Below are 20,819 nucleotides of genomic sequence, written 5' to 3'. Positions count from 1 at the left end.
AAATAAACTAACTTTAATTATAACGGTAGGAGGTTAACTGGAAAAGCGCGATGCAGTCTCATCTAAATTAGAATTCATTTGAGCGTACTCCCGCTCCTGATACTGCCGATATTTTTCTACGGTTCGCTTAGCAACCTTAGCATTATCGTATTCTTCTCCTCCCTCGGCGAGCAATCGTTCCTTCACTTGCTTGCGAAGGTTAGAGACGATTTTACCGTTAATTTTACGAGTTTGCGACCAATCGAGGATAGGTTTGGGGTAGGCGCTCTCCGTTAAATATTTTCCCGCTAAAATATCGGAGATATTATACACTTTCAGTTCTTCTACCCAATGGTGAATAAAGCGTAAGTTAGGGTCTTTTTCCTGGATATTTTTATTGGGGTTATAAATGCGGAAAGTCTCGCTTAAGGGATTGGTAATTCCCGCCTGCATTTGCCACTGCCAATTATCGATCGCTAAATCCCCATCGACTAAATAATTCATGTAGTGACGCGCGCCGTGATGCCAGGAAATACCGCAATTAATCGTTAAAAACGTCGCGCACATCGCTCGCATCCGAAAGTTCATCCAGCCCATAACTTTAAGCTGTCTCATACTCGCATCAACTAACGGAAATCCTGTCATTCCGTCCTGCCAAGCTTGAAATAATTCTTGTTTTTGGGGGGACAATTGGGCGGGCGTATACCAGTCGTCAAATTCTGGATAGCGGTTCTGGTAGGCGATTTCAGGATAGAAGTACAAGCGTTGGGTAAAACTATCGTGCCAGCGCAGGCGATCGCGAAAGTTTTTTAGACTAAACTCTACTTTGGGAATGTGGCTCAATTGTACCGCTCTTGCTTTGGTTTGCTGATAAACTTCGCGGGTAGAAATTGTGCCAAAGGTGAGGTGGGGCGAAAGATGCGAAGTTGCGCCCCGTTGTGCTAACCAAGGACGCGAAAGTTTCCAATGATAGCCTTCAAATCGGCGCTCTAAAAAAGAGTCTAAAGTAGCCATCGCGCGCGATTCTCCCCCTTTAAAATAAACTTTTTTCATCTGCCAAAACTCGCGATATTTGCGCTTGAGTTGGGGAAAGGAGAGTTGTTTTATGGGAATGGAGAGTGGCGGCGTATTAATATTGCTCGGAGACGTATAAGGAGTGGCGCGTTGATAGGTATAATATTCAGAGAACCAGCGATCGCGATCGTCTTTTAGTTGCAGAAAATGGTTGAGTCCGAGGTGATAATCGAGGTTAGACGCTTGGTAGAACTCAACGATTTCGCGATCGCGCGTTACCCCATATTCAACCTGTACGTCGCGATTGAAGTAGAGTTTGGGGGATTGTTCGCGATCGAGGAAATATTGGGTTAATTGTTGGATAATCTCAACCGCATTGCCCTCAAATAAGGTTAAATAACTCCCCCGTCTTTGTAAGTTTTTATGTAAGTCTTCTAACGATTCAAACAAAAATCGGACTCTTGCCTGTCCCACATCTTCCCATTGATAGAACCAAGGATCGATAATGAAAAAAGGAAGAACGCTAGCGTTATTTTCAGCGGCGAGAGCAACAATTTCATTATCGGTTAAGCGCAAATCTCGGCGAAACCAAAGTAAGTTCATATTAGGGAAATCAAGGCAAGCATTATTAACTAATTATAACGCTTTTTATTAGGGTGATAAGGGGTAGGATGGGGGTTCGGGATACCGAACAAATAACCTATCAACGCTGGTTAGTTTGACTCGATATAGCATTATTTCGTTGGCGCGAGGTACATCACGCGGGCGAAGGGCATTCGCTCCTACCAATCTAATATCTACTAATTAAATGACTCGTTCGTTCCCTCCATCAATCGGAATTTGCGCGCCCGTCGTGCAACCAAATAACGGCCCGCAAAGTTCCGCTACTAATTCCGCAACCGATGCGCTAGTAATTTCCACCTTTAACACATTATTCGTCTTATATTCTGCCACCGTTAACCCATAATGCTGGGCGCGTTTTTCTAACACTTCTTCCGTCCAAATTCCGGTATCGAAAACGGCGTTCGGATGGACAGAATTGAGGCGAATGTTATCTTTGCCCCATTCGAGGGCAGCGACGCGCATCAGTTGGTTGAAAGCGGCTTTGGAAGCGGAATAAGCGGCGACTCCGGGGCCGGGTGCGGGGACGTTTTTCGAGCCGATCGCGACCACTTTCCCTCCCTTCGGTGCTAGCTTTAAAAGGGGATAGCATTGGCGCATTAAAATTAAGTTGGCATCGAGGTTAATCTGGGTGACTTTGTGCCACTCTTCCAGACTTAATTCCGCGATCGCGCGCGCGGGGGGAAAAATCCCGGCATTTAAGATTAAAATATCAATACCGCCGAATCGTTGCACCGCAGTTTCTAAGGCTTGTTCGATCGCGCTTTCCTCAGTAACATCGCAGCAAATCCCGCAATAATCCGCGCGTTGGTAGAGCGTTTCAATCGCCGGATTAATATCCAACCCTACCACCGCCGCACCGCGTTCGAGTAGCGATGCAACGCAGGCTTTCCCGATTCCCGAAGCTGCGCCGGTAACGAGGGCAATTTCGCCGAGAAACATCGGACTTTTACCGCCTTTTCGCAGTTTCGCCTGTTCTAAATCCCAATATTCAACCGCAAAGATTTCTTTCGGAGACAGCGCTTTGTAACCGCCTAGTTTTGTAGCGCGATCGATAATGTCGATAGTATGACAATAAATATCAGCAACAATCTTCGCATCTTTCGCCGTTTTTCCTACTGTTACCATCCCCAATTCTGCATCTAAAATAACGCGGGGAATCGGATCGAGTTGGGTTAAATCGGGGGTGGCGTGGGCTTTGAAATAGTCTTGGTAAGCTTGGCAATAATCGGCAACATCGCGCCCGAGTAGGGGAATACGTTTGGTACGCAGCACATGATCTGGCGTAGCGGGGCCTTGTTGGGATATCGTGGCGATATCGTCGCGACGGGCGAAGGCGAGGGTTTTGGGGGCGCGATCGCGCGTTAAAATAACCGGAAATCCTGCCGCTTGGGACAGTTCTTGCCGCAATTGCGCCAGTTCGTCGCGAAACGTTCCTTCTTCCGGTTCAATCTCTGATGTTTCAACCGTTGCACCTTGCCGCACTAAATAATCTTCCGCCAGCGAGACTAATGCAATCATCCGTTCGTAGGATTCTTGCGCCGTTTCCCCAAAGGAAAAGATACCGTGGTTCATTAGTACCATGCCGATAGTTTTTTCCGTCGCAGCGGCAGCAAATTCACGGGCGCAGAGGCGAGCGAGGTCAAATCCCGGCATAATATAGGGGATAATGACGACGCGATCGCCGTAAATCTCTTCAATGCGTTCTTTGCCGTTAGCAGTATTGGTCATTGCAACGACAGCATCGGCGTGGGTATGATCGACGTATTTGTAAGGCAGCGTTGCGTGTAAAATTGTTTCTACTGAAGGCGCAGGAGCGTCAGCGCGTGTCATCTGCGTTTTCAGTTCGTTCGCCATTTGCGGATCCGACAGCACTTCCAACTTCGCCAATTTCAGTAGATGCGGCATCCGTACCGGCGAAAAACCCGCCGCTTCAATGGTTGCTAAATCCCAACCGCTTCCTTTGACATAAAGAATATCTTCGGATTCGCCGACGAGATTGGTTTCGCGAATTTTCACTGAAGTGTTACCGCCACCGTGGAGAACCAGGGAAGGATCGCGCCCTAATAAGCGGGAAGTATACACTCTCAGCGCTAAGTCGCCCGAATATTGGGCGGCTTCTTCGTCATTCCACAGGCTTTGCATGGCGGTTGTAGGCTAAACGACTTTCAAATTTTAGGAGAGAAAGGGGGCAAGTAGCGATCGCGGCTTAAAGTTTTGTACGGATACGCCAACACTCAGCGCATTGCGTAAATTAACGCATAAAAATCAGTTTTTTATTTTTTGAGATTTAAATATAGTAAATATACCTGGATTTGTTAAGCGATATTGATATTCATTGCATTTTATTACATCAAAATAAATATCTAGTAGATCTCGCGAAAGGTTCCCAAAAACAGAGCTAGAGTGAGAGCGTGACTGAAACGAAGCCAACGGATTTGCGAAAGGTCGGGAAAGTTCAGCAAAACTCCCCCCTTCGTGAATAAGTGTAATTACTTACCGTACTTCAGTCGGATCGATGAAGTTTCTGAGAGCATCCCATTCGTAAGGAAACAAGAGCGTGAACATTTCCCCCAAACAGGTTTACCACAACCTCTTACACCTCGATCGCGAAGATTTAGCTGAAAGTGCCGCCCATCGCGAACAAGCGCAGGAAGTGCTAGCAGACGAAGACGTAAGTTTAATTATGCGACAAGCGATCGCAGAACGCCTCGAGCGTGCCAATCGCGATTTAGCGCTGCATACCGTCAAAAACAAAGGAAATCAAGAAGAAAGCTACTAACGCAAGTCCACAAGTCGCTAAAAAAATTAAATAACAAGCTTCTTGTCCATTCAGGAAACGTCGATTTGTAAATCCGTTTCCTGTTTTTTTTGCGATCGCCCTTGCATAAAAAAAAAGTTTAAAACATAGTTGAATTGAAAGCAACCTTGAAATCTGCACGCACCTTTATGCCTTCCTTCCCTATCATCCCCGGTTACACTTGTATCGAGGAACTTCATACAAGTTCCCGAACGACAGTGTATCGTGCTGTCGAAACAGAAACAGCGCGATCGGTTATCGTTAAATTGCTGCAACAAAATCATGCAAACGTCAACGATTTGTTGCAATTCCGAAATCAATACGCGATCCTGCGAGGAACCGCTTCGCTGGGCGCAAAAAACCTCGATATTCCTGGTATCGTCCGTCCCACAAATTTTATTCCCAACGGCAATAGTTACGCCCTTATCTTTGAAGATTTCAACGGAATTTCCCTAAAAAAGTATGCACGCGAACGGACTTTATCCCTCCTAGAAGTCTTAAAAATTGCGATTCAACTCGCCCAAATTCTCCACAACATACATCAAGCTTGCATCATCCATAAAGATATTAAACCCTCCAATATTCTGATCGAGCCAGCGACTCAACAAATTCAACTCATCGACTTTGGTATCGCCTCGCTATTACCCAAAGAAACCACAGAAATTGAAACGCCTAACGTCTTAGAAGGAACCTTAGCTTATATCGCCCCCGAACAAACAGGACGTATGAATCGCGGGCTAGACTATCGCGCCGACTTCTATGCAATGGGAGTGACGCTATTTGAATTACTGACTCAGCAACTCCCTTTTCAATCGGACGATCCGCTGGAATTAGTCCACTGTCATCTTGCCAAAAATCCGCCGCGCGTTGATTCGATTTCTCCTGAAATTTCTCCAGCCATAGCCGATATTATTTATAAATTAATGGCAAAAAATACCGAAGATCGCTATCAAACCGCATTAGGAATAAAGCACGACTTGGAACAATGTTTGACGCAACTGCAAACAACGGGTACAGTCAAATCTTTTGCGATCGCGCAACGAGATATTTGCGATCGTTTTCCCATTCCCGAAAAACTTTACGGTAGAAATAAAGAAGTCCAAGAACTTCTCTCTGCCTTCGATCGCGTCAGTGCGGGGCGTGCTGAAATGATGCTCGTCGCCGGATTTTCTGGCATTGGGAAAACCGCGCTCATCAACGAAATTCATAAACCGCTCGTGCGTCAACGAGGCTATTTTATTAAAGGTAAATACGAGCAATATCAACGCAACATTCCTTTTAGCGCCTTAGTCCAAGCTTTTCGCGATCTAACATCGCAACTTCTATCTGAATCCGACGAACAACTGCAAGCTTGGAAAACCCAAATTCTTAAAGCTGTGGGTAAAAGCGGACAGCTACTCATTGATGTTATTCCAGAACTCGAAACAATTATTGGCGAACAACCGCCCGTCCCAGAACTACTAGGGGTAGCTGCCCGAAATCGTTTCAATGTTGTATTTGAAAAGTTCCTCAAAGTTTTTACCCAAAAAAAGCACCCTCTTGTTTTATTCATAGACGATCTTCAATGGCTCGATTCTTCCTCTTTAGATTTATTAGAACTGTTACTGAAAAATCAACAATATTTGTTGCTGTTAGGAGCCTACAGAGACAATGAAGTTTCTCCAGACCATCCTTTAATTAAAACAGTCGAAAAAATTGCTCGCAACGGAGCGAGAGTTAATACCATAACCCTATCTCCTTTATCCTTCTCAGACTTAAATCAATTCATTGCCGATACCCTTCAGTCAACCCCCACTCTTGCCGAACCCTTAACCCAACTTATCCATCAAAAAACGCAAGGCAACCCTTTCTTTGCCAGCCAGTTCTTGAAATTTCTCTACGAAGAAGCTTACATTACCTTTAACTGGGATATCAATCACTGGCAGTGCGATATTATGGGCGTTACCGCCTTGACGCTTCCCGACGATATTGTCGAATTTGTGGCAACTCGCCTCCGAAAAATTCCAACTCAGACTCAAGAAATTCTCAAACTTGCCGCTTGTATCGGGCCGCAATTCGATCTCAATACATTAGCCATTGTCAGCGAATCCACATCTGAAGCGATCGCCAGTCATCTCTGGTTTGCCTTACAAGAAGAATTAGTCATTCCGGTTGATAAAAACTATAAGTTTTTTGTTCGTTTAGAAGAAGAAAAAGTTTTGAAGGTTTCCGCAAATGCGACCTATCGTTTCCTTCACGATCGCATACAACAAGCTGCCTATTCTGCCATTCCTCCCAGCCAACAGCAACAGTTTCATTACCGAATCGGTCAACTCCTTCAGCAAAAATTAAGCGAGACTGAAAAGGAAGAAAGATTATTTGATATTGTCGGTCATTTGAATTTAAGCTTAGCCTTGATCGAGCGCGCCAAAGACCGAGAGTCTTTAGCAAGGCTCAATTTATCTGCCGCTCAAAAAGCAAAAAATGCGACCGCTTCTAAAGCTTCTTATAATTACCTAAAAACTGGGCTTTCATTACTGCGGAATAATTGCTGGCAGAGCCAATACGATCTCACTCTAAAGCTATCGACCTTGGCAGCAGAAGCCGCGTATTTAAACGGCAACTTTGAGGAAGCTGAAGCGCTAGCAAACCGCGTTCTAAACTCGGCTGGAACTGCCCTCGATAAAGTTAAAATTTATGAAGTTCAAATTAATGCCAAGACAACACAAGGACAAATGCTGGACGCGATCGCGATCGGCAGAATCGCTTTAGGAGAATTAGAGGTTGAATTCGTCACCCAACCCAATCAGTCTACAACCGAGCGGGTCTTAAAAAATACAGCCCAACAACTCCAAAATCGAGAGATTGAAGCATTAATCGATCTTCCGTTAATGACAGACGAGCGAACGATTGCGGCGATGGAATTGCTCGCTCTTTTGTATCCTCCCGTCTTTTTTGGAAATTCTGCTTTATTGCCTTTACTTTGTACGACGATGGTTAACTTGTCGCTGAAGTTTGGCAATACTTCTGCATCTGTTGTAGGATACGTCGGTTACGGAATCGTACTTTGTAATGCTTTTGCTGACGTTGAAAGGAGTTATCAATTCAGTAAATTAGCATTGAGTTTATGCGATCGCTTGAAGGCGCAAAAATTTAGAGCTTTGACTTTACTCCTCTTTACTGCCTTCATTCAATATCGAAAAGAAAGCATTTGCGAGAGTATTTTAACCTCAAAAGAAGGGTATCTCGTCGGGATGGAAAGCGGCAACTTTTTGTTTGCTGGTTATAGCATTGCAAGTTGCTTCTCTAAATACTTCTTTTCTGGAATTTCGCTTGATGAAAGTCGGGCAGAAATGTCTAAGTACGAAGCCACCTTAAAAACGCTCCAGCAATCGTCCCCCTTAATTTATTTTGGGACGGCGCAGCAAGCGATGGCTAATTTACAAGAACAAGTCAGTTGTCCAGATGTATTAATCGGTCAAGCTTACGACGAAACGGTCATGATGCCCAAGCATCTTCAAAGTAATGAGATTGCCGCAATCGCTGTTGTTTATACTTACAAAATGATTCTGGCTTATTACTTCGGCGACTACGATCGCTCTTTCAAACATATGGAGGAGGGTCAGTCTTACGTTCGAGCCGCAGCCGGAATTATTCAATCTTTATATTACAACGTTTATACTGCTCTCATCTATCTTTCAGCAGCGCGATCGCAACTCGACTTAAACGAGAGACTCGATCGCGTCAATTCTTGTCAAACGATTCTCCAAACTTGGGCGCACCACGCTCCTCAAAACTATCAACATCATGTAGAATTAATTGAAGCAGAAAAGTATCGCGTTTTGGGTAAAAATTCCGAAGCAAGCGATTATTACGATCGCGCTATTGCTGGAGCCAAAACCCATCATTTTACCCAAGATGAAGCCCTCGCTAGCGAACTTGCTGCTAAATTCTATCTCGCTTGGGGAAAAGAAAGAATTGCTGCTGGATACTTCCAGGACGCATACGATGCTTACATTCGCTGGAACGCACGAGGAAAAATCGCTCATTTAGAACAAAACTATCCTCAATTTTTAGGCTCGAAAGCGGTTGCAGAAGCTACGACAATCGACGGAGGCGATTTACCTTCATTGAGTAGCACTAACGAACAGTCGCAACGTCTCGATCTTAAAACTATTACTCAAGCTGCTCGAAATCTCTCTAGCGAAATTGTTTTCGATAAATCGATCGCGCAGTTAATGGCCCTTTTAATCGAAAATGCTGGCGCGCAACGAGGCATTCTTATCCTAGTCGAGGGCGATGCTTGGAAGATTGAAGCAACGGGAGAAATGACCGATATCTTAACAGCACAAGCAATCTCGCCACTTCCTTTAGAAGAAAGTCAAAACCTTCCCCTTTCCATTATTCAATACGTCCAGCACGCGCAATCTGAAGTCGTCGTTGCCGACGCTCGGTACGAAGAACGCTATCGCAACGATCCCTACATTCTACAAGCGCAACCCCGGTCAATTTTAGCGGCTCCAATTCTCAATCAAGGGAAAATTGTTGGAATATTTTACCTTGAAAATAATCTCGTCACTAATGCTTTTACTCCCGCACGTTTAGAAGTTCTCCAGATTCTTGCTTCCCAAGCTGCTATCTCCTTAGAAAATGCTAGACTCTACCGAACTTTAGAGCAAAAAGTCAAAGAACGTACCGAGCAACTCGCGACCGCCAATGAAGAAATTACGCTCCTCAATCAACGCTTGAAACAAGAGAATCTTCGCATGAGTGCCGAACTCGATGTGGTCAAGCAGTTGCAGCAAATGGTTCTTCCTAAAACTGAAGAGTTAGAAGTTGTCAAAGACCTCGATATCGCTGGATTTATGCAGCCCGCCGATGAAGTGGGCGGCGATTACTACGATGTGCTTCAAGATGAGGATGGCGTTAAAATTGCGATCGGCGATGTCACCGGACACGGCTTAGAAAGCGGTGTATTAATGATGATGGCGCAGACGGCAGTTCAAACTTTGCAACAAAGCGGAGAGCGCGATCCGGCTCGTTTTTTCGACATTCTCAATCGCACTCTTTATGCCAACATCGATCGCCTTAAAGTAGAAAGAAGTATGACGTTAGCAACATTAGATTATCGAGATGGAGAGTTTTGGTTAAGCGGGCAACATGAAGAAGCAATTATCGCTCGCGCTAACGGAGAGATGGAAATTATTGATACTCTTCCCCTAGGATTTCCTCTGGGTTTAGAGGAAGAAATTAGCGATTTTGTTGCTGCGGAAAGTTTTATTCTACAGCCCGGAGATGCGCTAGTTTTGTATAGCGACGGGATTACAGAAGCGGAAAATGGTGAGGGGAAACTTTACGGACAGCAGCGCTTATACGATGTTGTACAGGAACATCGAGCGCTGGCTGCCGCTGAAATTCGGGATGCGATTGTTGCTAATGTTCGGCAATATATTGGCTCGCATAAGGTTTGGGATGATATTACTTTAGTGGTGGTTAAAAAACGAGGCTAACAAAAAAGGTAGACATTGCCAATTTTTAGATATTTTTTTGTTTGCTCAAGAAAAGGCAATGCCCACACAACGCTTACTTAGAATAGTTCGCGAAAAATAGGTTTTAATCGAGCGCTTCCGGATCGATTCCTAACGCTTTTAAGCGTTCTGCTAATCGCTCGGCTCGTTCTCGTTCTCGCTCGGCTCGTTCTCGTTCTCGCTCGGCTCGTTCTCGTTCTTGCTCGACTTCTTGGCGGGCAAGTTCTAGTTGCTGGGAAATTTCAATGTAGCCGATAAAGGGTTCTCCGTTCGGACGCAGAAGTTGCAATCTTTCTTCCGACCAATCGAACTGAATACCCAATCGAGGACTGACCCAGTTTTTAATTTCTTCGATGACATCTAGACCATTTTCTCCTCGCAACCAACCGCTTAAATCATTCCGATCTGGGTCGTAAACATAGTATTCTTCAACCCCGTAACGATTGTAAAAGACTTGCTTTTGATTCATGGGGGTCAATCGATTGCCGGGGGAGAGAATTTCAAAGACGACTTGAGGGGCGATTCCTCCTTCTTTCCACTGCATATAAGAGCCGCGATCGCCTTTTTTCACGCCAAAGGCTACCATAACATCGGGGGCTTGACGTAATTTGTTATTTCCTTCCACGGGATACCACAGTAAATCGCCCGCGACAAAGACGTTTTCATCTTGAGAAAATAGCCAGTCTAAGTTGTAATAAATAACGGTAATCCAGCGGAATTGCTTGGTATTATCTGACATTGGCTTGCCGTCGCTGTCTGGATAATTAATATCGACTGGTGTCGGTACTTCTATTTGAGAAGTTGCCATAGCTACCTCAAACTCGGTAATACTATTATACTATATCAATTGAGAATTGATAATGGATGAATGGCACTGACTTAAGGCTGGTGGGCGCTGCCCACCCTACGAAATTATCTGTAGAGACGTTGCAAGTCAACGTCTCTACAGGCGATTTTTCAACTCTTATTTCAGTGCCATTGGATAATGGATAATGGACAACGTTGATGTACTGCTTCAAACGTTATCAATTGTCAATTGTCAATTGTCAATTATTCAGCAATCCCTACCTATCATGTCCGATTCAACCGAACAACAAGATAACTCCACCGAACAGCAAAGCGTAAAATCCCTTGTTATCTCTAAAGCTGAGTTTCTCAAAACGGGCTGCGGCTGTTTGATGCTGGGCGCGATTATTGCGATCGCGGGAAGTTGGGCGCTAGTCTTTGGCGCGCCTTACGCGGTAGAATGCAAAGCCCAAGGTCAAACGATAACTTCGATCCGAAAATTCGGCGATATGGCTTCTGCCGATGCTTACTACGCCGGACAAGTTGCAGCGGGAAAGACTTGCACGAAGAAGTATCGCTAACCTCAACCGAATCTTTCTCAAAAGTCGCTACCATGAAATGCGAAATGTTTAAATGTAAGAGGCGGCGATCGCAATGGGTGCAAAGACGAAACTGAGAAATGAACGGGCGTTACTCCCCGCTTCGGGAGACGATTTTGTACGTCCGGAGGTTCGGGAAACCTGGACGATTGAAGATAGCGAGGAACTGTACCGCATTAAAGGATGGGGCGATCCCTATTTTTCCATCAATGCGGCCGGACGGGTAATCGTGTCCCCCCAAGGCGATCGCGGCGGTTCCCTCGACCTTTACGAACTGGTCGAATCTTTACGCAAGCGCAATCTCGGATTGCCCCTCTTAATTCGCTTCTCCGATATTCTCGCCGATCGCATCGAACGCTTAAATGCTTGCTTTGCCAAAGCGATCGCGCGTTATAACTACCCCAATCAATATCGCGGCGTTTACCCAGTTAAATGCAACCAAAATCGCCATCTCGTCGAAGCTTTAGTCCAGTTTGGCAAGCCCTATCACTTCGGATTGGAAGCCGGATCGAAACCCGAACTTACCATCGCCCTTGCCACCCTCGAACCCTCTCTCCACCCGCCGAAAAATGCCCGAGAAACCCTCTTAATCTGCAACGGTTATAAGGATCGCGAATACATTGAAATGGCGCTGCTGGCGACCAAATTAGGGCATACTCCCGTCATCGTTATCGAACAGTTAGAAGAGTTGTATGTCGCGATCGAACTCAGCCAGAAACTCGGAATTTTACCGATTTTAGGGGTGCGGGCAAAGTTGAGTGCGAAAGGTTCCGGGCATTGGGGCGATTCCACGGGCGATCGCGCCAAATTCGGGTTAACCGTGCCGCAAATTGTCGAAGTTGTCGAGAAATTAGAAGCCTGCGGAATGTTAGATTGCTTGCAACTTTTGCACTATCATATCGGTTCGCAGATTTCCGCGATCGGGGTCGTTAAAGATGCCATCCGCGAAGCCGCGCAAATTTACGGCGAGTTAGCAAAATTAGGGGCAAAAATGCAATATCTCGATGTCGGCGGCGGTTTGGCGGTGGACTACGACGGCTCGAAAACTAACTTTTATGCTTCCAAAAACTACAATATGCAAAATTATGCTAACGATATCGTGGCCGAAGTGAAGGAAGCCTGCGACGAACGCAATATTGCTGCCCCGATTCTCATTAGCGAAAGCGGCCGCGCGATCGCGTCTCATCAAGCCGTCCTGATCTTTGATGTTCTCAGCACGAACGAAGTGTCGGCAGCCCTACCGCAGCCCCCCCAATCCAAAGAACATTTGATTCTGCGCAATCTTCGGGAAACTTACGAATCGATTAATCTTGAAAACTACCAAGAAACCTATCACGATGCGATTCAGTTTAAGGATGAGGCGATTAGTTTATTTAGCTTCGGCTATCTGAGTTTAAAGGAACGCTCCCGAGCCGAGCAATTGTATTGGGCGTGCTGCCGAAAAATTCTAGATATTACTCGCACGCAAGATTACGTTCCCGACGACTTAGAAGATTTGGAAAAAAATATGGCATCGATTTATTATGCCAACCTTTCCGTCTTTCAATCGGCTCCCGATGCTTGGGCGATCGATCAACTTTTTCCCATTCTCCCTATTCATCGTCTCAACGAAGAACCTACCCAACGCGGAATTCTTGCCGATTTAACCTGCGATAGCGATGGTAAAATCGACAAGTTTATCGACCTGCGCGATATTAAATCGATCCTAGAACTTCATCCTTTAGAATGGATGGAATATCCTGGAAATTGTAAGGAAAGAAAACCTTATTACTTGGGAATGTTTTTGGTGGGTGCTTATCAAGAAATCATGGGAAACTTACACAATCTTTTCGGCGATACGAATGTCGTTCATATCCGCATGACTCCGAAAGGTTATCAAGTCGAGCACGTTGTTAAAGGAGACGCGATCGCGGATGTACTCGGTTACGTTCAATACGATGTTAAAGATTTAGTCGAACGGATTCGCCGCCGCACCGAAGAAGCCCTCCAAGAGGGAAAAATTAGCCTCGAAGAATCGCAACGACTGCTGCAAAATTACGAACATAGTTTGAACAGCTATACCTATTTGTGTTGAAATAGAGAATAGAACTCTACACATTCTAGGGAAAGAGCAAGATCGTGGATGCAATGGAATTTTTCCAGCGAAGTGCTGGACGGTGGCGATCGCAACGCACTACCCATCATCTCCCCTTCCGTCGCGCCGAGAGTGGCGGTTCGGATATCGTCGTCGAAACCCTCGCCGCCGACGATCCCAAAATTATTGAAATCTGTCAAATGCACGATGTCGATCCGAGTTTGGCTTGCGGCGGCGCGTTTGTAACGTGGGATGGGGCGATGGCGTGGGATAAGGAGGGAGAAGATCACGCCGGATCGACGGTATTTTCCTTAATCCCGGATCCGGATAATCCTCGCAAAGGACAATTGTTGCGCGAACGCGGGTACGCTGAAATCGTCCCGGTTGCTGGGCATTACGAGGTGGACGACGAGGAAGGGTTAAACCTGATTACCGAGTACGAAAGCATGAGCATTATCGAGCGCTTCTGGTTTTTGTCGCCAGATGTGCGCCTGCGTAGCAGTACGGTGAAGCGCTTCGGCGGTTTGAGTACGGCGACGTTTTGCATCGAAGCGCGGGTGGATGGCGAGGTGACGTTACCGGACGCGATCGCCACTCCGACGACGAACCCGCAACCCAGCTACGCGATCGGCGGTTGGTAGGCGGGCTAAAAGAGCGATCGCGATCGCTTTTTCACCTCGGCGGGAAAAAGAGGACGGGAAACCAGGAACGGCGTAAAATTTCGTTGGCGATACTGGGAACCGTCCAATCTAAAAGAGCGCCGCGCGTCAGGTGGGAAGTCGCGATCGCACTGATATCAAATTCCCCGGCTGTCTTAATAATCTCTAAAAACGGCGTGCCGGTACGCACTTGCGTCTGCACCGCTACCCCCAACGCTTCTAACTCTACTTTTGCGGCTGCTAGCTTTTGTTCGGCTTCTTGAATGCGATATTCAACCGGGATGTTCTTTTGTCCGTCGTCCACCACCCACAACAGCATACATTGAGTCGAAGTCCCCTGCTGACTCTTCTCAAGGCAATTTTTGACGCGATCGAGCAAATAACGTGCCGTATCCCCGTCATTATAGGGAATCAACAAATAACTCCACAAATTCTCGCATCGCAGCGCTAACTCTGGCGAGCGATAGGTTGAAATCAGTTGAGGGCGAAGAATCATCAGCGGCGTTGCTGTCAATCTCGTCAACTCCAAGGTCGTACTTCCTGCTACTTTCTCTTGGAGTAAATTGCGAATCGAACTTCCCGTAATAACAACTTCACTCTGATATTTACCAACGAGCTTGGGAAGAGTATCGACCGGACGACCCGAAGGCGTTTCCACAATGACTTCTATCCCTTCGGGAATGTCACTTAACGCTTCATTCAGGCGTACTTTCGCCTTCTCCACCTTTTCTTCGTCAATGTGGGGAATTTGACCGCCTTCCCATAATGGAACGCTGTGGACGAAGACGATTTGACGCAACCCGCCGTGGGCGAGTTGAGGCACAAAGCGAGTCAGTCGGTCTAAACTATCGGAAAAATCAGTGCAAATGAGGCTGCGCGTAAACATAGGCTGTGTTACCAGCAAGTTGCTCTACCTCTCTAGTGTAGTTCCGATTGACCGAGTTTTCGAGCGCGATCGCTCGCACCCTAGCAAAGTTGCTGCTTAATAATTACGCACAGAAGGGTTAAGTGAGGCGTTAGTTTAGGAAAAAACTCATAACAGCTTATCGCTAAGCCGGGACCTGAAGTAAAAATAAAAAATAATCCAATCGTGTGAGGATAGCCGCTAGTGGAGCGAACCAACAGCATTGAGACTCTCGCTAGGGTACCCCAGCATCCTCAGCTTCTTTCCGTCTTCGGGAACTTAGCTAAAGAAAGAGGCAACCGCAGCAATTGCGGACTCATTACTGAGCCTGCCAGGGAGTATCTAAGCCCCATTCATGCTTGAGGAAAGATTTGTACATATTCTCACGAGCGAGCATTTGTTCGTAGAGCTTGACCAGGAAATCCTGAGCTTGCTCGCGACTCATCTGCTGAACCTGAGTCTCAAAGGAACGGATGCTGAATTGTTGCTCTAAAGTGAAGTCTGACGGTTGAAACATAATTACCCAATCTCCAAACGAAACAAACAACAGGACAGAATGGAAGCAATAAGCCGATCTTGGAGGCTTTCCGGTTCGGGAGAACTTCGACTTCGATCTAGCTTATGAAGAAATATAACAAACGTTTGACAAAAGTGCCATCCTTCTTTCGACAGGGGGAGAAAATCCGAAAGGACGAGGGAAATCTCGTTCGCTGGTAGTTGTACCAATTGCAGCAGGCGGAAAAAGCTCGGAGCGAACAAATTGTGTCAACTTTCCCTGGAAGTAAGCTCGCTCGAGGGCCACAAACTCGCTGATTTTGTGTAAAAATGCTCGGAGCGTGATAAGTTTGTAAAGGGTTTAAACCTGTTGTAATGCTCGCTCGGCAACGGCGGTGAGACCTGTGTAGCTCTACAAGTAGTTCGAGCAGTTCCAATCCAAGAGAACGTCAAATTAACGTCGTATGAGGAAAGAGCGGTTTGCTGAAGCAAAGATTTAAATCGCCGCAGGAAGAGAGAGCAGTTGGCGAGCGCAGGGGAAGGCGAACTAAATTGTTCGATGAATTGAGAATTTGCACTTTGAGTCGTAATAGATTTTGCATCAAGCCGCCCCGAGCCAGCCTGTCAAGTTTTGATTTCATAACAATCCGGAGGTAATTCTCAAGATGTCTATTCGGCTATATGTGGGCAATTTACCCAAAGAACCCATCGAGCGCAAGGATTTACAGGCGGTATTCGCCGACGCTGGGGATGCAGTCTCCACCAAGGTGATCAAAGACCGGAAAACGGGGAAGTGTAGAGGTTTTGCCTTTGTCACGGTTCCGACTGATGAGATGGCTAACGAGCTAATCGAAAAGCATAACGGTCAAGCCTTTATGGATACGACCCTGAAGATCGAAAAAGCCCTCCCGCGTGCGAAGTCGAAACCGGAAGGGGGCGACGAAACAAGCGAGAGCGCACCGAAACCGATTACGAACGTCGGCAGCAGTGGGTCGAGCAAGCGCAGCGATCGCGGCAACAAAGCCAAGCGCAACGATCGCAGCAGCAGCAGCAGCAGTACCTCGACAGCGAATGCGGGAGGCGTTCAACCCGATCCGCGTTGGGCAGACGAGTTAGCTAAATTGAAAGAGATGCTCAGCGCTCAAGCGACGAATAGCTAAAACCGGAGGATGACGGGAGAAAGTCGGCGAGATTTTCTGCTGTGCGATGCTTTTTTCTCGTCCTCAAATAGAGGAATCAAAGACTTTCGCGTCAAAACCGATTGGGAGGATTTGGCGCGCCAATTTTAACTCGATCGATTGCAAAGTTTAAGGAGAGGTCAGCGTGTCAGGGGAAACGGATCCGGTAATTGTAATGAAACAAGAAGTCGGCAAAGCGGCGGCGGCAAAAGTTCGCTCCGGGTCGATTGTTGGTTTGGGAACGGGATCGACCACAGCTTACGCCATTGAGTATTTGGGCGAGCGGCTCGCTTCAGGAGAATTAAAAGATATTGTCGGGGTTCCAACTTCCTTTCAAGCGGAAGTTTTAGCGAAGAAGTACGGTATTCCCCTAGTCACCCTCGACGCGATCGATCGCATCGATATTGCCATCGACGGGGCCGATGAAGTCGATCCGAACAAAAACTTGATTAAAGGCGGCGGTGCAGCCCACACCCGCGAGAAAGTAGTAGACTGCCTCGCCGAAGAGTTTATCGTGGTGGTGGATGGCGGTAAGTTGGTCGATAAATTAGGCTCGACCTTTTTACTGCCGGTAGAAGTGATTCCGATGGCGGTTGCGCCGGTAACGCGCGCGATCGAGAAACTGGGCGGCAAGCCGGAATTGCGCATGGGCGTGAAAAAAGCAGGCCCGGTCGTGACGGATCAGGGAAATTTAGTAATCGATGTTAAATTTGATAACATCGATAATCCCGCCGAATTGGAAAAGACGCTGAATAACATTCCTGGCGTATTAGAAAATGGCTTGTTTGTTGGCGTTGCCGATGTGATTTTGGTGGGCGAAATTAAAGACGGAGAACCCGTTATCCGCGAAATTACTTAATTTCCGGGTTTGCGGTAAAACCGAGCTAGAGAGAAAAGCGACCAAACAAGCGGCGATCGCAGCGCCAGAATGAGGAGCGCGATCGCCCCAAGACTGTAGGCGTGGAGAGAATTCTGCCATCCGCCATCCAGAGCGCCCCAATAACTCGAACCAAAGAAAACCGTATGGAGTGCGGCGAGTAGGAAAGCAGGCACGGCAAGCAAGTGCAAGCGCCGCCAGTAACGCCCCAAAATTCGCTGCCAATAGTCGAAACTGGTCAGAGCGAGGGGAGTTAAAAGTAACAACGCGATCGCGCCGGATAATAATGCCCAACGATGCTCCGGCAACAGAAACGCGATCGCCTCGAAATTCCAATTTAATGAATGTTCCATCATCTGCCCCGTATGCGCCGCAGCGAGGATGAAAGCCCCCACGCCAATCGCGCGGCGGTATCGGAGCGGTGCAGCCCAAAATCCCGCGATCGGACGCGCGCTTAAGGCCAGGGCTAGCAGCAACAGGGCAGCATGACCCGTATAATCAAGCATGACATCGCTGCGGAATAAGGTGAGGCAGCCAATCGCTAGCGTTATCCAGCCCCCCAACCGAAACAACTGACTGCGGCGGGCGGCACTGAAGTGCGAAGCTGAAAGCCCCGCTCCTACCATTGTCGGCAGCGTTCCCAGCCCAAACCCCAACATTGTTAGCGCTCCTAAAAACCAACTCCCCGTCGCCGCCGCTTTAATTTGAGCCGCATACAGAAAACCGCAGGGCATCAATCCCCAAAGTGCGCCTAAAACAGCAGGAGTCCACCATTGCTGCCCGCCCGATAGCCCGGTTAGCATTCCCCCTAAACCTTGATGCCACAATCCGCGTCCGGGGTGCAAAAAAGGGAGACGGGGTAAGAAATTGGGCGCAAGCTGCACTAAAGCAAACCAAATCAGCATTAAACCCGTCAAAATCGCGATTCCTTGCCGAAAACTGCTCCCAACTCCTGCCAGTTGTCCCCCCGTTGCGATCGCGCCACTCACCCCCCCTAAAATTGCACCCACGACTGCATAACTCAAAAGACGACTGCTATTAAGGAGGAGATGAAATCGTAAGTTTTGCAACCCGTTGGACGATTGGGAAGTTTCATTTGAGAGCGAGAAAGCGACCGCCAAGGGGCCGCACATTCCCACGCAATGCCCAAAACTTCCTAAAAATCCTAATGCGACTAAAAGCGATAAATCTAACACGATAAATCATCAATTATGAGTTATAAATAAAGCATTATAAAGGATGAGCAACAAATGACAAGTCGTCAAAGATAAATCATGAGTTTTAAAGGCTAAATTATAAAAAGTAAAAGGTAATTTTTAATTGCTAAAAGAGAGAGCATTAAAATGACAATTGTCATTGATTATAAGAGTTTTTTGAATCGCGATCGTATCGCCCATAACATTGAAACGGATGCCGATGTCGGGGCAACCTTTCACCTCGAACCCAACCATCAACCGCGCGCCGGAGAAACAGCCCGCGTTTGGTTCGCGCTGACGCATCGGGGCGGCGAACCGATTCCCCTCGAAGCGTGTAATTGTCAGTTAACAGTTTACGATAGCTCGACAACGCCGTTTAAGAAGATTATCGAGCCTAATTTAAGCGCGATCGATGTCGAGCGCTATCGTAGCATTCCAGCAGCAAGTTTCGAGTTTCCGACTGCCGGACTCTACCAAGTGGAATTGAAAGGAACGCCAAAAAAAGCGGGAGAATTTCAGGCTTTTCGGTTAAGTTATCCCGTTACCGTTAGTCCGAGTTCTCGTACTGAAGTTTCGCCGACAACGGCTATCATTGTGAAAACTCCCACCTCCTCAGAGCGAGGTTTCGAGTGGCCCTCGATTGGCGTTGCGATCGCGATAATCTTTTTCGTATCGAGTGTCGTTTTTACCCTCAGAAAACGTTTTTAAAGCAAGCGTCATTAAAAAAAATTATTGTATAATGTCAAGCCTAAGACTTTTTTAAATGAGAATTAATGGGTTGATTGACGGGTTCCCCATTCTTGTAACACGCTTGCTTGTCACCTCGTCCGAGCGATCGCGCTTCCGAGCCAATTTACCGCGCCAATCCCCCAGTAAACTGTAGAAGCGATAATATTGTAAATGCAAATCCAATTTGCGCAATTGACAGCTTAACTTAGGTTAGACGGGAAATGAAAGGAACAATACGAAGGTTTGTGCAGTGGTTTATTGTGGGATTGTTTCTCCCTTTGCTAGCACTAAATGGCTGGATTTTATTATTAATTCTTCAGTATTTTCAATCGCTCATTAACGTCGTCGTCGCGGCAACCCTACTCTCGTTTATTTTAGACTATCCGGTAAAACTGTTAGAGCGCTATCGACTCAAACGGCCTATAGCGATTTTGCTCGTGTTGCTGGGTTTAATTATAGTATTAGCAATTTTAGGCGTAACCCTGGTTCCGATCGCGATCGATCAAGGCAATACTTTCCTAGAGCGTCTGCCCTCGTGGTTGGAATCCGCGCGCTTGCAACTGCAAGGATTTGAAAAATGGGCAGCCCAATATCGACTCATTAGTAATGTCGGTAGTTTGACGGCTCAATCTTTAGAACGGTTATCGTCGCAATTGCAAGATGTCAGCGGTCACTTATTGGGCGGACTTGTTTCGGCGATCGGACGAGTTTTAGATCTTGTTTTAACCTTAGTTCTGACCTTTTATATGCTGCTGCATGGCGCAGAGTTATGGGATGGATTATTTTCGATCTTTCCGGCTAAATTTCGCGATCGCGTTCGCGAATCTCTCGGACAAAACTTTCATAACTACTATGTTGGGCAAGCGACACTCGCTGCCATTATCGGCGTAAGTATCACCCTTACACTGCTGCTACTGCAAGTTCCTTTCGGACTGCTATTTGGAATCATTGAGGGGATTTTTGCCTTAATTCCTTTTGGTGGCGTTTCTGGAATCTTGTTAATTAGTATTTTAGTTGGCTTAAATAGTATCTGGTTGGGCGGTAAAGTCTTCATCATTGCCCTAGCCGTCGAACAAGCGATTGAAAACGCGATCGCGCCCCGTCTTCTAGGTGGATTTATTGGACTCAATCCCGTTTGGATTCTGATTTCTCTGTTAATTGCGGCTAAGATTGCTGGCTTTCTCGGCTTAGTGATAGCCGTTCCCATTGCCGGTTTTATTAAAAGTATGGTGGACTTATTCAATCCTGAAAAAATCCCCATGCCACCGCCAGAAGAATTGGTCGAGTTGCGATCGCGAATTGAAGATTGACGGGGAAAGGGAAGACGGGAAAATCCTGAATAACGAACAATTAACGATTTTGAGACAAATTTAAAGTGGCATGAGAAAGTGAGGATAGAAT

The 20,819-nt window shown here is 46.7% G+C and carries 16 protein-coding genes; 9 read left to right on the top strand and 7 right to left on the bottom strand.

Annotated elements, in window-relative coordinates; genetic code table 11:
• Nucleotides 1-33: 33 nt before the first annotated feature.
• Together H6G50_RS10815 and H6G50_RS10810 are read right to left on the bottom strand one after the other, a co-directional pair.
• Nucleotides 34-1,596, bottom strand: a complete 1,563-nt coding sequence (locus tag H6G50_RS10815) for an FAD-binding domain-containing protein (RefSeq protein ID WP_190716030.1) — start codon at nt 1,594-1,596, stop codon at nt 34-36.
• A 201-nt stretch (nt 1,597-1,797) separates the two neighbouring features.
• Nucleotides 1,798-3,759, bottom strand: a complete 1,962-nt coding sequence (locus H6G50_RS10810; RefSeq protein WP_190716028.1) for a bifunctional aldolase/short-chain dehydrogenase — start codon at nt 3,757-3,759, stop codon at nt 1,798-1,800.
• 415 nt (nt 3,760-4,174) lie between these two features.
• Here H6G50_RS10810 and H6G50_RS10805 point away from each other — a divergent pair, with 415 nt between their 5' ends.
• Together H6G50_RS10805 and H6G50_RS10800 are read left to right on the top strand one after the other, a co-directional pair.
• Nucleotides 4,175-4,396 (top strand): hypothetical protein, encoded by a 222-nt coding sequence (locus H6G50_RS10805; RefSeq protein WP_190716026.1) that lies wholly within the window; start codon nt 4,175-4,177, stop codon nt 4,394-4,396.
• 146 nt (nt 4,397-4,542) lie between these two features.
• Nucleotides 4,543-9,903 carry an AAA family ATPase gene (locus H6G50_RS10800; RefSeq protein WP_190716024.1) on the top strand — a complete coding sequence of 1,787 codons (5,361 nt, stop codon included), beginning with the start codon at nt 4,543-4,545 and terminating at the stop codon, nt 9,901-9,903.
• Nucleotides 9,904-10,006: 103 nt separating this feature from the next.
• Here the strand turns inward: H6G50_RS10800 and H6G50_RS10795 are convergent, their stop codons facing one another.
• Nucleotides 10,007-10,729: a Uma2 family endonuclease gene (locus tag H6G50_RS10795; protein WP_190716022.1), complete on the bottom strand. Its 723-nt coding sequence runs from the start codon at nt 10,727-10,729 to the stop codon at nt 10,007-10,009.
• Nucleotides 10,730-10,994: 265 nt separating this feature from the next.
• Between H6G50_RS10795 and H6G50_RS10790 the strand changes: the two genes are divergently transcribed.
• From H6G50_RS10790 to H6G50_RS10780, 3 genes are all read left to right on the top strand, one after another.
• A complete protein-coding gene (locus H6G50_RS10790; RefSeq protein WP_190716020.1) occupies nt 10,995-11,288 on the top strand; it encodes a hypothetical protein in 294 nt (97 codons plus the stop codon).
• A 73-nt stretch (nt 11,289-11,361) separates the two neighbouring features.
• Nucleotides 11,362-13,380: a biosynthetic arginine decarboxylase gene (gene speA / locus H6G50_RS10785; RefSeq protein ID WP_190716018.1), complete on the top strand. Its 2,019-nt coding sequence runs from the start codon at nt 11,362-11,364 to the stop codon at nt 13,378-13,380.
• 44 nt (nt 13,381-13,424) lie between these two features.
• On the top strand, nt 13,425-14,021 hold the full coding sequence (locus tag H6G50_RS10780) for a phycobiliprotein lyase (RefSeq protein WP_347239920.1): 597 nt from the start codon (nt 13,425-13,427) through the stop codon (nt 14,019-14,021).
• Nucleotides 14,022-14,052: 31 nt separating this feature from the next.
• Here H6G50_RS10780 and H6G50_RS10775 read toward each other — a convergent pair whose 3' ends face one another.
• From H6G50_RS10775 to H6G50_RS10765, 3 genes are all read right to left on the bottom strand, one after another.
• Complete coding sequence (locus tag H6G50_RS10775; protein WP_190716016.1) at nt 14,053-14,925, bottom strand: universal stress protein; 873 nt, start codon at nt 14,923-14,925, stop codon at nt 14,053-14,055.
• A 337-nt stretch (nt 14,926-15,262) separates the two neighbouring features.
• Nucleotides 15,263-15,460, bottom strand: a complete 198-nt coding sequence (locus tag H6G50_RS10770) for an NblA/ycf18 family protein (protein ID WP_190716014.1) — start codon at nt 15,458-15,460, stop codon at nt 15,263-15,265.
• Nucleotides 15,461-15,887: 427 nt separating this feature from the next.
• On the bottom strand, nt 15,888-16,079 hold the full coding sequence (locus H6G50_RS10765; RefSeq protein ID WP_190716012.1) for a hypothetical protein: 192 nt from the start codon (nt 16,077-16,079) through the stop codon (nt 15,888-15,890).
• Nucleotides 16,080-16,103: 24 nt separating this feature from the next.
• On the opposite strand from H6G50_RS10765, the gene H6G50_RS10760 reads away from it, so the two are divergent.
• Both H6G50_RS10760 and rpiA read left to right on the top strand, forming a co-directional pair.
• Nucleotides 16,104-16,598 (top strand): RNA-binding protein, encoded by a 495-nt coding sequence (locus H6G50_RS10760; RefSeq protein ID WP_190716010.1) that lies wholly within the window; start codon nt 16,104-16,106, stop codon nt 16,596-16,598.
• 163 nt (nt 16,599-16,761) lie between these two features.
• On the top strand, nt 16,762-17,475 hold the full coding sequence (gene rpiA / locus H6G50_RS10755; RefSeq protein ID WP_190716008.1) for a ribose-5-phosphate isomerase RpiA: 714 nt from the start codon (nt 16,762-16,764) through the stop codon (nt 17,473-17,475).
• On the opposite strand, the gene H6G50_RS10750 is transcribed toward rpiA, so the two are convergent.
• Nucleotides 17,472-18,689, bottom strand: a complete 1,218-nt coding sequence (locus tag H6G50_RS10750) for a sulfite exporter TauE/SafE family protein (RefSeq protein WP_190716006.1) — start codon at nt 18,687-18,689, stop codon at nt 17,472-17,474. The genes rpiA and H6G50_RS10750 overlap by 4 nt on opposite strands.
• A 147-nt stretch (nt 18,690-18,836) precedes the next feature.
• Here H6G50_RS10750 and H6G50_RS10745 point away from each other — a divergent pair, with 147 nt between their 5' ends.
• Both H6G50_RS10745 and H6G50_RS10740 read left to right on the top strand, forming a co-directional pair.
• On the top strand, nt 18,837-19,397 hold the full coding sequence (locus H6G50_RS10745) for a hypothetical protein (protein WP_190716004.1): 561 nt from the start codon (nt 18,837-18,839) through the stop codon (nt 19,395-19,397).
• 266 nt (nt 19,398-19,663) lie between these two features.
• Entirely contained in the window at nt 19,664-20,728 is a 1,065-nt protein-coding gene (locus H6G50_RS10740; RefSeq protein ID WP_347239919.1) for an AI-2E family transporter, read from the top strand.
• The last annotated feature ends 91 nt before the right edge of the window (nt 20,729-20,819 follow it).

This window comes from Oscillatoria sp. FACHB-1406 (assembly GCF_014698145.1).
Classification (GTDB): domain Bacteria; phylum Cyanobacteriota; class Cyanobacteriia; order Cyanobacteriales; family Spirulinaceae; genus FACHB-1406.
This window is presented reverse-complemented; position numbering and strand designations above follow the sequence as displayed.